We start from the raw sequence: 12,250 nt of genomic DNA, 5'->3' as shown, positions 1-12,250 counted from the left end.
GGTCTGTTCACGGGTCAACCCTGAGCCACGCGAAGCATCAGCACAAGTGAAGAGAACTGCACGACGCTTAAGCAGAGCTGTAGCGTGGTGGCATGTTGGACGTACGACGCATGCAGGTGCTCCGGGCCGTGGTCTCCACCGGCTCCATCACCGCCGCCGCGGAGAACCTCGGGTACACGCCCTCGGCCGTCAGCCAGCAGGTGGCGGCCCTGGAGAGGGAGGCGGGGCTGCCGCTGCTCGACCGCGTCGGGCGCGGCGTGCGGCCCACCACGGCGGGCCGGGTGCTCACCGAGCACGCCGCCCGCATCGCCGACCGGCTCGTCGAGGCCGAGGCGGCCCTGGCCGACCTGCGCGCGGGCCGCACGGGCCGGTTGCGCGTGCGGTACTTCGCCACCGCGGGAGCGGCGCTCGTGCCGCCCGCCGTGGCCGCGTTCCGCACCGCCCGCCCCGACGTGGCGCTCGACCTCAAGCTCACCGAGCCCGACGACCCCGCGGTCGAGGTGGCGGCCGGGCGGGCCGACGTGGCCGTCGTGGTGAGCCACGCGGCCGACGAGCCGACGCGCGGCGTGCGCCTCGTGCACCTGCTCGACGACCCGTACCTGGCCGTGCTGCCGCGCGGGCACGAGCTGGCCCGCAAGCGCGTGCTGGACCTCGCGGACCTGGCCGGGGAGCCGTGGGTGGACGCCGTCGTGCCGCCGGGGCCGTGCCGCGGCATCGTGCTCGACGCGTGCGCGGGAGCCGGGTTCGCGCCCACCGTGGTGGTGGAGGCCGACGACTACCCGACCGCGCAGGGCTTCGTCGCGGCCGGGCTCGGCGTGACCATCGTGCCCAAGCTCAGCCTGGGCGTCGTGCACCCCGGCGTGGTGGTGCGCAGGCTGCGCCGCCCCGAACCGACCAGGACGATCTGCGCGGCCGCGCGCGAGGACGCCGTCGGCTCGCCCGCCGTGGACAGCCTGCTGGAGGCGCTGCGGGCCGCGGCGGCCACCCAGGGGACGGCGCTCCAGGGGACGGCGCCCCGGGGAGCCGCTACTACCGCCTAGGACCGGCCGAGGTCCTGCTCGTTGGAGATGAACAGGCTCTGCTGCGCCCACTGGAGCACGATCAGCTTGCGCTCCACGACCTGCTGGCCGCTCTTCGTGGTGAAGGTCAGCTCGACCTCGTAGGCGAAGTCGGAGTTCCGCCGCACGCCCGTCAGCTCGACCGTCTCGAACTGGTTCCACCAGCTCTTGTAGCCCTCGAAGCCGCCCTTGGCGTCCTTCATGGGCTGGGCCAGCCGGCCCCAGCTGGCGTCGAGGTCCACCGGCAGCAGCTGGTAGTACTCGCGGACCGTCCGCTCCTGGTCCTGCTCCGTCGGCGCGCTGGTGTAGGTGGCGGGCGGTCCCGGCGCCTTCTTCGTCGACGTCGTCGACGGCTCGCCGCCCGCGGCGGGCGCGGTGGTCGACGTGTTCGTGGCCGCGTGGTTGCCGGGGTCGTCGCCGCCCGACATCAGGCTGGCCAGCAGGATGCCCGCGGTGGCCGCGCCCGCGATGGCGAGCGCGGTGATCACGGTGGAGCGCTTGCTCTTGAGCGCGCCACCGCGGCCGGCCGGTCTCGACGCGCCGCGCGGGCGGTCCGGCGGCGGGATGTACGCCGCGGGCCGGGCCTGCTGCTGCACGGGCGGCGGGGACTGCACGGCGGGCGCCACGCGCGTCGCGGCGGGCGACCCGTTCTGGTGACCCTGGGGGATGCCCGACGCGGGCGTCATCGCGCGGGTCGCCGCGGCGGGCGGCGCCTGCACGGGCGAGCCCTGCCACGACGGCGGGTGGCTCTGCGGCATCGGCATCGGGAAGTCCGGGGCGGCCCGGCCCGCGGCCACCGCCGCCAGCGCCTCGCGCGCCTCGGCCATCGTCGGCCGGTCCTCCGGCTCGGCGCGCAGCAGGCGCATCAGCAGCGCCGTCAGCGGACCGGCCTGCTTCGGCGGCACGACCTTGCCGGACGCCACCTGGTGCAGCAGCGCGATGGTGTTCTCGTTCAGGCCGAACGGCGGCATGCCCTCGATCGCCGCGTACAGCGTCGAGCCCAGCGAGAACACGTCCGACGGCGGGCCGGGGTCGTAGCCCTTGGCCACCTCGGGGGCGAGGTACGCCGGGGTGCCGGCGAGCATGCCGGTCGCGGTGACCGTGACGTCGCCGGTGGCCCGGGAGATGCCGAAGTCGGTGATCTTCACCGTGCCCTCGTTGCCGAGGAGGATGTTGCCGGGCTTGATGTCGCGGTGCACGATGCCCGCGTTGTGCGCGGCGGCGAGCGCCGACGCCACCTGCTGCCCGATCGAGGCCACGTCGCGGGGCGGCAGCGTGCCGCGCTCCGACAGCACCGTGGACAGGCTCTTGGACGGCAGGTACTCCATCACCAGCCACGGCTGGCCGTCGTCCTCCGCCACGTCGTACACCGCGATGGCGTGCGGGTGCTGGAGGCGGGCCGCGATCCGGCCCTCGCGCATCGCGCGGCGCTTCGCCTCGTCCGTGTCGGCTTCCGCGAGCCCCGGCTGGAGCAGCAGCTGCTTCACGGCGACGGTGCGGTGCAGGCGCTCGTCGTGCGCCTGCCAGACGATGCCCATCGCACCGCTGCCGATCCGCTGGCCAAGTCGGTAGCGGCCGGCAACCAGGCGGCCATCGTCGGTCACGGCGTGCTCCCAGTAAGTGCTAGGACTTCTGTGGCGAACGACCGGACGCCACTAGGACAAGAACGGTGCATCACCCGATTGGGTTCGACGCACACCATACGAGGTTCACGACCCGCCCGGGTTCACCGGTGGCACCGAGATCGAGGTCGTCGGTGGCGTCGTCGTGGTGGTCGTCGTGGTGGTCGTCGTCGTGGTGGTGGTCGTGGTCGTCGTGGTGGTGGTCCGCTCCTGGGGCGTGGTGGTCGGGACGACCTCCGGGGTCGTGGTCGTGGGGACCACCTCCTGGGTCGTCGTCACCACCTGCGACGGCGTGGTGGTGGTGGTCGTCGGCGTGGGCGTGGACGAGCTGGAGCCGCCCGCCGGCGGGGTGGTCGGCGACTTGTCGAACACGTCGAGCGCGACGAGCAGGAAGCCCACCAGAAGGATGGCGCCCAGCACGACCGCCGCGACCACCAGCGGCCGGTTGTTGTTCGACGGCGGCGGGGCCACCGGCGGGATGGTCCCGGCCGTCCGCGGGCCGACCGTGCGCGGACCGGGGCGCACCACGCGGGTGCGGTCGCCGTCCAGCACGGTCGTCGCGCCCGCGCCCAGCGGCGCCAGCCCGACCGAGGTGGCCGGGGCCAGGCCGGTCAGGCTCGGGTTGCGCCCGTGCGCGACCGCGTTGAGCAGGTCCCGGGCCTGGGCCATGGTCGGCCGGGCCTCGGGGTCGTAGTTGAGGAACCGCAGCAGCACGTCGGTCAGCGGGTGGTCGAGCGTCGGCGGGTTGATCCGGCCCGCGGCGACCGCGTGCAGCACGCCCAGGGTGTTCTCCGACAGCCCGAACGGCGGTTCGCCCTCGGCCGCCGCGTACAGCGTCGAGCCGAGCGAGAACACGTCCGAGGCGGGGGTCGGGTCCTGGCCGCGCGCGATCTCCGGCGCCAGGTACGCGGGGGTGCCCGCGATCAGGCCGGTCTTGGTGACCGTGACGTCGTCGCTGGCCCGCGAGATGCCGAAGTCGGTGATCTTGACCAGGCCGTTCTCGGCGAGCAGCACGTTGCCGGGCTTCACGTCGCGGTGCACGATCCCGGCCGCGTGGGCGGCGGCCAGCGCGGCGGCGGCCTGCATGCCGATCTGCGCGACCTCCAGCGGGTCCAGCGGACCGTGCTCGGCCATCGTGTCGGCGAGGCTGTAGGACGGCAGGTACTCCATGACCAGGCACGGAGCGCCGTCCTCCTCCACCACGTCGTAGACGGCGATGGCGTTGGGGTGGTGCAGCTTCGCGGCGATGCGGCCCTCGCGCATGGCGCGCTGGATCGCCTCGTCCTTCTCGCGCGCCTCCAGGCTGGGCTGGAGCAGCAGCTGCTTGACCGCGACGACGCGGCCGAGCCGCTCGTCCTGGGCACGCCACACGACGCCCATCGCGCCGCTGCCGATCCTGTCCAGGAAACGGTAGCGATCGGCGATCACGCGACCGTCGTTGCTCACCGGACCACCTCGCTGGGGCGCTGCGTGGCCGCGGCAAGGGCAGCTGGTCTCACGCTGGGGCTCCTCGTCGTGCGGGTCGGTGCGCGGAACAGGCTAGGCCACCGCTCGCCCGCAGAGCCTACCCCGGTCGTGACGACGGCTTTCGCACCGTTGTGCGGGTCACCCGCGCCGGGACGACGCCCGTGGAGGGGTGACCGGGAAGGGATACCCGATGAGGGCGTCCGGCGGGGGGCGTTCCCGCGAAGACCGCGCACATTGGGGCCGAACGGCCCAACCGCCGCGGAGCCGCGCCGGACGCGCGACCGGGGCACGCCGAACGGCCCACCCGGGTGTCCCGGGTCGACCCGTGGCGTGCGTGGAGCGATCAGTTCCCCGGCGCGAAGAAGTCGAAGCCGCCGATCGGGTCGAGCAGGCCGCCCAGGTCGAGGCCGACCCCGATGCCGCCGGACGGCGTGCTGGAGGAGGGCGGGGTCGAGGAGGGCGGGGTCGAGGAGGGCGGGGTCGGGGACGGCTGCGCGGAGGACGGCGGCGTGCTCGCGTCCGAGGAGGGCGGCGCGGTGGACGACGAGGTCGGCGAGGTCGGCGGGGTGCTGCTGCTCGGCGGCGCGGGCGTCGTCGTGCCGGTGCTCGGCGGCGGCGTGGTCGTCCGCTCGGTGTCGGCGGTCGGCGCCTGCTCCGCGGTCGACGGGGCCTGCTCCTGCGCGGTGGTCTGCCTCGGCGCCTGCTGCTGGGTGCGCTGCGGGCGCCGGGTGGTCGTCGGCTCCGGCGTGGTGGTCGTGGTCTCGACCTGCGCCTGCTGCGTCTCCTGCTGCTTGGCGGCGGCCGCGCCGAGGTCCTTGGTGAGCGTGTTCGTGGCCCGGGCGGCCGGGCGGGCGTCGAAGCGCACCTCCGCCGGCGGTCGCTCGTCCGGCGACGAGAGCAGGTTGGTGGCGCTGAACGCGACGGTGCCGGCGAGCACCACGCCACCACCGGCCATCGCGACGATCTTCGGCACGGAGAACCCGCCGCCGCGCTCCTCCTCGCCGGCCCGTCCCTCGCGCTTGAGCAGCTCGGTGACGTGCAGTTCCCGGCCGGAGAGGTTGGTGGTGGGCGTGAAGCGCACCGTCTCCTCGGACCCGCTCGCGGGTAGGTCCTCGGTGATCCTCGGGATCGGCTGCGTCTCCGCCTCACGCCGCGCGATCAGGTCGGCGACCGACAGCTTCGCCGTCGAATCACCATCCAATCGACGGCGTTTGTCGTCGTTCGACACCGCTGGACACCTCTCCCGGTGGAGTGCGTTGCGCTACTGACCGGGACATGGATACCGAATCGTGACCGAGTTCGTAACCCCTTTGGGGGAAGTCCGACACATAAACACAGTTGACATGCACGCAGTGTCAATCGAGCGCGACGGATCGTCACGCACGGTCATTTTCGCTGTGCGGACAGGACCTCCGCGTGGACGATCTGCGGGACCGTGGTGTCGGTCAGCCGGAACAGCTGCTCGACCCGCATCCAGTCACCGCCGCTCTCCTGCATGGACACCACGGCGAGGACCGTGCCGTCGGGGCGCAGGCTGGTCGACTCGATCGTGATCGCCCGCACGCCGCGCCACGCCGCCACGAACTCCCGGGCGCTGTCGCCCAGCAGGTCCGGCGACAGCAGCCGCGAGGCGTCGACGGGCTTCGAGGGCAGCAGCTCGAAGAACGTGCGGACCGCGTCCACCTGCGGCTTCGGCCCGGTCGGCAGGATCGCGTGCACGCCCTCCCCCAGCGGCGACGGCACGTCGTCGGCGACCGGGGACGCGCCGAGCGGGAGCCCGTCGGGCCGGTTCGCGCCCAGGCGCTCCGCCAGCACGTCGGGGCGCAGCGCGGACGCACCGCTGATCGGCCCGGGCGCCTCGACGCGCGGCTCGTCCGGGCCGGCTTCGCGGTGGGCCGCCAGCAGCGAGGCGGCGGCCACCGAGGCCAGCACCAGCGCCGCACCGGCGGCCACGCCGACGAGCCGCGCCCGTCTGCCCCGCCGGTCCGACGGGCGCGGTCCCGGGACGGGCGGGTCGGTCACCTGGGCGGTCACCGGACCGTGCGCGGCGGCCCGACCGGGTGAGGGGGTGCGCACCGGCGCGGGCTGCTTCCTGATGAGCTCGGCGACGGACACCGAGCCCGCGCGGCTGTGCCTGCGACCGCTCGTCGTGGAGCGCTGCACTGGGACTCCTCGGCTGGACGACGCAAGACAGGTACCGTGCCCGACCAGCGGAAAGCCAGTTCGACGCACGAGTTCACCCGTTCGTGGCGGTGAGCGGCCAACAGTCGTCCCTCGATCGGGCGAAGCGCTACGCAGCGGCGTTCCGCTGTGCGTTCGCGAACGACCGCTAGGCGCTCCCGGCGGGCCTCTCGGCGGCGATGAGCGGCTCGTCGCCGGTGGTGAACACCAGCTCCCACCGCTCGGTGCTCGTCGACCCGTCCGCGCGGGTCACCAGGATCGTGCTGGTCGTCGTCCCCCTGGCCGGGTCCACGCTGATCTGCTTCACCTCGACCAGCGACACGTCGGCGTACCGCTGCTCCAGCAGCGCCCGCGCGTCCGGCCGGAACGCCGCCGACACCATCGCGACGGCGGTGCCCGCGTTCCGCGCCGCCTCCTCGTAGAACCGCTCCGTGAGGGTGGCGACGTCCTCGGCGTCGACCAGCGGCGCCGAGTCGCCGGGCACGGTGGTGACGCCGGGCGCGGAGGACGGGAGGACGGTGACGTCCGGGGTGCGGCCCCCGGGGCGGCTGCCGGGCGGGCCGCCGGGCTTGCCGCCGCGGTCCTCCGGGGAGCCGTCGCCCGACCCCGTGCGCAGGACGTCCACGCGCGGACCGGGGGCGGTGCGGCGGTCGGGCGTGGGGACGGCCGTGGTCCCCGCCGTCGACGGCGTGCCGCTCGGGAACCTCGTCAGCAGCGGCACGTCGGTCGGGTAGCCGGGCATCCCGATGCGCTCCGCGGGACCGACCGGCCCGACGAGCTCCGACGCCACGGCGGCCAGGCCCACGAGGACCGCGGCGGAGGACAGCACCGCGAACCACGCGGCGCGGCGCCACGTCCTCGGCGGTGTCACCGAGGCGGGCACCAGGCCGATGTCGAACTTCCGCAGGCCCACCGCGTCCGTGTCGACGAACGGGTCGCGTGCCCGCTGGGCGGGCAGGGAGAGCGCCGCCGCGGACGGCGGGTCGCCGACGTCGGGCAGCCGGACCACCACCCGGTCGTCGACCCGGTGCCTGCCCGACCGCTCCTGTTCCCCGATGTCCATGTTGTGCAGACCCCTCCCACCCCCTGGTCGGACGCCCGGGAAGGGGCAGCTCACCTGTGTGGCTCAAGTGACGTGCGGGGGCACCGGGGATGGGATGTCGTGGACCCCGCGACCACCTCACCGTAGGCGCGGGGTCCACGTGGAGCCGACCGGATCAGCCTTGTGACGACCACTGCCACGCTTAAGAGTGAATCTTGGCCGTCTGTCGCTCAGCTCCCGCTGTTGAGCCTCTTCCGGGTGCCCTGGAGCGCGTTGGTGGCGGCCAGGCCCGCGCCACCCGCGATCAGCGCGCCGATGACGTCGCCGGACACCCCCTCGCCCGAGGTGATGAGCAAGCCCACCAGGGCGATGATCGTGGTCACGCCGGCGAGCGTCCACCGGCTCCGGACGTACTGCGCGATGGGCGCGCCCGCGGCGCGCTTGGACTTGGCGGCCGAACCCAGCATCGCGAGGTAGCCGTCGTGCGCCAGCGCGGCCAGCACACCCAGGATCGCGACGAGGCCCGTGATCAGACCGATGACTCCCATGCGGACAGTGTGCCCGCGGCCAAACCCGCTGGACCATCCGTGATCGCCCTGATATCCACCGTCGCGTGGAGGTCTTCTGGCACGACGCCTGCCTGGAGCACGACCCGGGCTCGGGCCTGTGGGAGCTGCCGGGCCAGTGGGACTGGCTCGACGTCCCCGAACCGCACCCGGAGAGCGCCGACCGGCTGCGCACGTTCCGGCACGCCCTGCGGCACGGCCCCGTCGCCCGCCACCTCACCTGGTCGGCCGGTCGGTTCGCCGGGGACGACGAGCTGGCCCGCGTGCACACCCCGGAGTACCTGGGGTACCTCCGCGACGCCTGCCGACGGCGGACGAACGTCGAGGTCAACACGGCCGTCGGCCCCGGCTCGTGGGACGCGGTCAGGGCCGCCGCCGGCACCGCGCTCGCCGCCTACGAGGCGGTCGCCGAGGGGCGGGCGCGCCTGGCCTACGCGCTGGTCCGGCCGCCCGGCCACCACGCCCAGCCCGGCCTGGCGGACGGCTACTGCCTGGTGAACAACGCCGCGCTGGTCGCCGAGACGGCCCGCCGCGCGGGACGCCGGGTCGCCGTCCTCGACTGGGACGTCCACCACGGCAACGGCACGCAGGAGGTGTTCCGCGACACACCGGACGTGCTCACCGTCTCCGTCCACATGCGGCACGGCCCGTGGGGCGCGAACCACGCGCAGACCGGCGGACCGGAGGAGAGCGGGCCGGGCAACGTCAACGTCGAGCTGTCCCTCGGCGCGGGCGACCACGCCTACCGGCGGGCGTTCGAGGAGGTGGCGCTCCCGGCGGTCGCGGAGTTCGGCGCGGACCTGCTCGTCTGCGCCTCGGGCTTCGACGGCTCGGCGTTCGACCCGAACGGCAGGCACAACCTGACCGCCGCCGGCTACCGGTGGATCGGCGGCGCGGTGGCCGGCCTCGGCCTGCCCGCCGTGCTCACCCAGGAGGGCGGCTACCTGCGCGGGTACGCCGCGCTGTGCCTGCACGCCCTCGTGGAGGGGCTGCTGGGCCTGGAGCTGCTGGACGACCCGCTGGCCTACGTGCCGGACGACGCCCAGCTGGTGGACGCCGACCTGGCGCGCGCCAGGTCCGCGCTCACCGGCTGGGCGTTCGCCCGTGCGGTCACTGGCGACCCATCGGCCCACGACCGAGCTTGAGCAGGATCATCGCCAGGTCGCGGCCCTCGGGGCCGAGTTCCCGGTAGCGGTTGAGCACGTCGATCTCCCGGTTGTGCACGATCCGCGTGCCACCCGCGGCCATCCGCGCCGCGCCGATGATCTTGGAGATCTCGATCCGCCGCTTGACCAGCCGCAGCAGCTCGGCGTCCAGGTGGTCGATCTCCTGGCGGAGCGCGTCGATGTCGTGGTCGGCGCCGTGGCCGGCGTCGGTGGGGGCGGCGTCGGTGCTGTTCATCGTGAGGACCTCTCGACTCTGGTGGGAGTCCCTGCCCCGGAAGCGACGAAGCCCCGGGGTCCGAGGACTCCGGGGCTTCGTGGTGGCTTGGTCGCGCTAGCGCCCCACGGGAGCCGGAATCCGGTTCCCGTAGAAAAACTCGAAGTGGGTCGCCTGCACAACTCCCACTATGCCACAGCACCCGCTCTGTCGGGGGCACCCGGTACCGTGGACGGACGATGAGCGCCTTGTTCGACTTGCCCGCAAGTCCCCCCTCCTCCCGGTCCGCGCGCCTGCTCGACGACCTCAACCCGGCCCAGCGCCGGGCCGTCGAGCACGCCGGGTCGCCGATGCTCGTCGTCGCCGGTGCGGGTTCCGGCAAGACGAGGGTGCTCACGCGCCGCATCGCCCACCTGCTGTCCGAGCGCGGCGCGCACCCCGGCGAGATCATGGCCATCACCTTCACCAACAAGGCCGCCGCCGAGATGAAGGAGCGCGTGGCCGACCTGGTCGGCCCGCGCGCCCGGTCGATGTGGGTGTCCACGTTCCACTCGATGTGCGTCCGGGTCATGCGCCGCGAGGCCAAGGTGCTGGGCATGTCGTCCAACTTCTCGATCTACGACTCGGACGACACGCGCCGCCTCATCACCCTGGTGGCCCGCGACCTCGACCTGGACCCGAAGCGGTACCCGGCGCGCACGCTCGCCATCCACATCTCGAACCTGAAGAACGAGCTGGTGGACGCGGCCACGGCCAAGGACCGCGCGACCAACGACCTGGAGCGCCGCGTCGCCGAGGTCTACGAGAGCTACCAGCGCAGGCTCACCGAGTCGAACTCGCTCGACTTCGACGACCTGATCATGCGGACCGTCGAGCTGCTCCAGGACCACCCCGACGTGGCCGAGCACTACCACCGCCGGTTCAAGCACGTGCTGGTCGACGAGTACCAGGACACCAACCACGCCCAGTACACGTTGGTCCGGGAGCTGGTCGGGACCGGTTCCGACGGCGTGCCGCCCGCCGAGCTGTGCGTGGTGGGCGACGCGGACCAGTCGATCTACGCGTTCCGCGGCGCGACGATCCGCAACATCGTGGAGTTCGAGCGGGACTACCCGCAGGCCACCACGATCCTGCTGGAGCAGAACTACCGCTCGACGCAGACCATCCTGACGGCGGCCAACGCGGTCATCTCGCGCAACCCGGACCGGCGCGACAAGCGGCTGTGGAGCGACCTGGGCGACGGCGAGAAGATCGTCGGCTACGTCGCGGACAACGAGCACGACGAGGCGCAGTTCGTCGCGAACGAGATCGACCGGCTGGTCGACTCCGGCGAGGCGAACAACGGCGAGATCGCCGTGTTCTACCGCACCAACAACCAGTCGCGCGTGTTCGAGGAGATCTTCATCCGCCTCGGCCTGCCCTACAAGGTCGTCGGCGGCGTGCGGTTCTACGAGCGGCGCGAGGTGCGCGACGCCCTGGCCTACCTGAGGGCGCTGTCCAACCCGGACGACACGGTGTCGCTGCGGCGCATCCTCAACGTGCCCAAGCGCGGCATCGGCGACCGCGCCGAGGCGTGCGTCTCGACCTACGCCGAGCGCGAGCGCATCGGCTTCGCCCAGGCCCTTCGCGACGCCGTGGTCGGCCGCGTGCCGATGCTCAACCCGCGCTCCCGCAACGCCATCGCCGGGTTCGTCGAGCTGATGGACGAGCTGGGGGTGATGGTCGAGCGCGGCGACGACGTGGCCGACATCCTGGAGGCGGTGCTGGAGAAGACCGCCTACCGGGCCGAGCTGGAGGCCAGCGACGACCCCCAGGACCACACCCGGGTCGAGAACCTCAACGAGCTGGTCACGGTGGCCCGCGAGTTCACCGACCTGGGCACGGCGGTCCCCGTCCCGGAGGAGGACGAGGGCCTGCCCACCGAGGGTTCGCTGGGCGCGTTCCTGGAGCGGGTGTCGCTGGTCGCGGACGCCGACTCGGTGCCGGACGCGGAGTCCGACGGGGTGGTCACGCTGATGACCCTGCACACCGCGAAGGGCCTGGAGTACCCGGTCGTGTTCTGCACGGGCTGGGAGGACGGCGTCTTCCCGCACATGCGGGCCCTGGGCGACCCGGCGGAGCTGTCCGAGGAGCGGCGGCTGGCCTACGTGGGCATCACGCGGGCGCAGCAGCGGCTGTACCTGTCGCGGGCGCTGGTGCGCTCGGCGTGGGGCCAGCCGTCGGCGAACCCCGCGTCGCGGTTCCTCGACGAGATCCCGGCCGAGCTGGTCGACTGGCGCCGGGTCGAGCCGAGGCGGTCCGCGCCGTCCGCGCCCACCTCGTGGGGCCGCTCGTCGTCCTCGCCGCGCCCCGCGCCGGTGAACAACCAGTGGAAGGACACGCCCGCGATCAAGCTCGACGTGGGCGACCGGGTCACGCACGACAAGTACGGGCTGGGGCGCGTGGTGGCCGTGGACGGCTCCGGGCCCCGGGCGACCGCCACGATCGACTTCGGCGGCTCGGGCACCGTGCGGCTCATGCTCATCGGCGGCGTGCCCCTGGTGAAGCTCTGACGGGTCCCGCGATGCCCTGAGGGGCCCGGCCCCTCAGGGCATCGCGGGGGGTGAAATGCCCTTGCGTGCGCATGCATTCCACCCAGACCAGGAGCCGTGGCAGAAGACGTGCCCGGGCACTGCACGGGGACCGACGACGACGCCCGCCAGTGGGACCACGGGTCCGGGTGCGAGGTCCGCGCCGTGCTCGACCGCGTGGCCGACCGGTGGACCCCGCCGACCCTGTCGTTCCTGGCGGAGAGGCCGCACCGGTTCGGCGAGCTGTGGCGCAGGATCGACGGCGTGAGCCGGCGGATGGGATGACGACCGTGACCCCGACCGTGCCGCCGCGCATCGACTACGAGCTGACGCCCCTCGGGGTGGGCCCGCAGGGGTCGTCCAG

Annotated in this window: 11 protein-coding genes; 4 read left to right on the top strand and 7 right to left on the bottom strand. The window is 73.5% G+C overall.

Going from position 1 to position 12,250, the window contains the following annotated elements; translation table 11 throughout:
* Positions 1–92: 92 nt before the first annotated feature.
* Positions 93–1,040, top strand: a complete 948-nt coding sequence (locus CKY47_RS00390) for a LysR family transcriptional regulator (protein ID WP_306743567.1) — start codon at positions 93–95, stop codon at positions 1,038–1,040.
* On the opposite strand, the gene CKY47_RS00385 is transcribed toward CKY47_RS00390, so the two are convergent.
* The 6 genes from CKY47_RS00385 to CKY47_RS00360 all read right to left on the bottom strand — a co-directional run bounded on the left by CKY47_RS00385 (position 1,037) and on the right by CKY47_RS00360 (position 7,918).
* Positions 1,037–2,662, bottom strand: a complete 1,626-nt coding sequence (locus CKY47_RS00385) for a serine/threonine-protein kinase (RefSeq protein WP_306743566.1) — start codon at positions 2,660–2,662, stop codon at positions 1,037–1,039. The two genes, CKY47_RS00390 and CKY47_RS00385, sit on opposite strands and share 4 nt — an antisense overlap.
* Positions 2,663–2,767: 105 nt before the next feature.
* On the bottom strand, positions 2,768–4,126 hold the full coding sequence (locus CKY47_RS00380; protein WP_306743565.1) for a serine/threonine-protein kinase: 1,359 nt from the start codon (positions 4,124–4,126) through the stop codon (positions 2,768–2,770).
* A 364-nt stretch (positions 4,127–4,490) separates the two neighbouring features.
* Complete coding sequence (locus tag CKY47_RS00375) at positions 4,491–5,375, bottom strand: hypothetical protein (protein WP_306743564.1); 885 nt, start codon at positions 5,373–5,375, stop codon at positions 4,491–4,493.
* 158 nt (positions 5,376–5,533) lie between these two features.
* Positions 5,534–6,310: a hypothetical protein gene (locus CKY47_RS00370; protein ID WP_306743563.1), complete on the bottom strand. Its 777-nt coding sequence runs from the start codon at positions 6,308–6,310 to the stop codon at positions 5,534–5,536.
* A gap of 166 nt (positions 6,311–6,476) precedes the next feature.
* Entirely contained in the window at positions 6,477–7,391 is a 915-nt protein-coding gene (locus CKY47_RS00365) for a hypothetical protein (protein ID WP_306743562.1), read from the bottom strand.
* 209 nt (positions 7,392–7,600) lie between these two features.
* On the bottom strand, positions 7,601–7,918 hold the full coding sequence (locus CKY47_RS00360) for a hypothetical protein (RefSeq protein WP_306743561.1): 318 nt from the start codon (positions 7,916–7,918) through the stop codon (positions 7,601–7,603).
* Positions 7,919–7,983: 65 nt separating this feature from the next.
* Here CKY47_RS00360 and CKY47_RS00355 point away from each other — a divergent pair, with 65 nt between their 5' ends.
* Positions 7,984–9,081: an arginase family protein gene (locus CKY47_RS00355; RefSeq protein WP_306743560.1), complete on the top strand. Its 1,098-nt coding sequence runs from the start codon at positions 7,984–7,986 to the stop codon at positions 9,079–9,081.
* Here CKY47_RS00355 and CKY47_RS00350 read toward each other — a convergent pair.
* Complete coding sequence (locus CKY47_RS00350; RefSeq protein ID WP_306743559.1) at positions 9,047–9,337, bottom strand: chorismate mutase; 291 nt, start codon at positions 9,335–9,337, stop codon at positions 9,047–9,049. The genes CKY47_RS00355 and CKY47_RS00350 overlap by 35 nt on opposite strands.
* 218 nt (positions 9,338–9,555) lie before the next feature.
* Between CKY47_RS00350 and pcrA the strand changes: the two genes are divergently transcribed.
* Positions 9,556–11,868 (top strand): DNA helicase PcrA, encoded by a 2,313-nt coding sequence (gene pcrA / locus CKY47_RS00345; protein ID WP_306743558.1) that lies wholly within the window; start codon positions 9,556–9,558, stop codon positions 11,866–11,868.
* A 96-nt stretch (positions 11,869–11,964) separates the two neighbouring features.
* On the top strand, positions 11,965–12,171 hold the full coding sequence (locus tag CKY47_RS00340; RefSeq protein WP_306743557.1) for a winged helix-turn-helix transcriptional regulator: 207 nt from the start codon (positions 11,965–11,967) through the stop codon (positions 12,169–12,171).
* Positions 12,172–12,250: the final 79 nt, after the last annotated feature.

The sequence above is a fragment of the Saccharothrix longispora genome (assembly GCF_030852425.1).
Lineage (GTDB): Bacteria > Actinomycetota > Actinomycetes > Mycobacteriales > Pseudonocardiaceae > Actinosynnema > Actinosynnema longispora.
The sequence above is the reverse complement of the archived record's forward strand: the minus strand, read 5'-3'. Positions and strand labels throughout refer to the sequence as shown.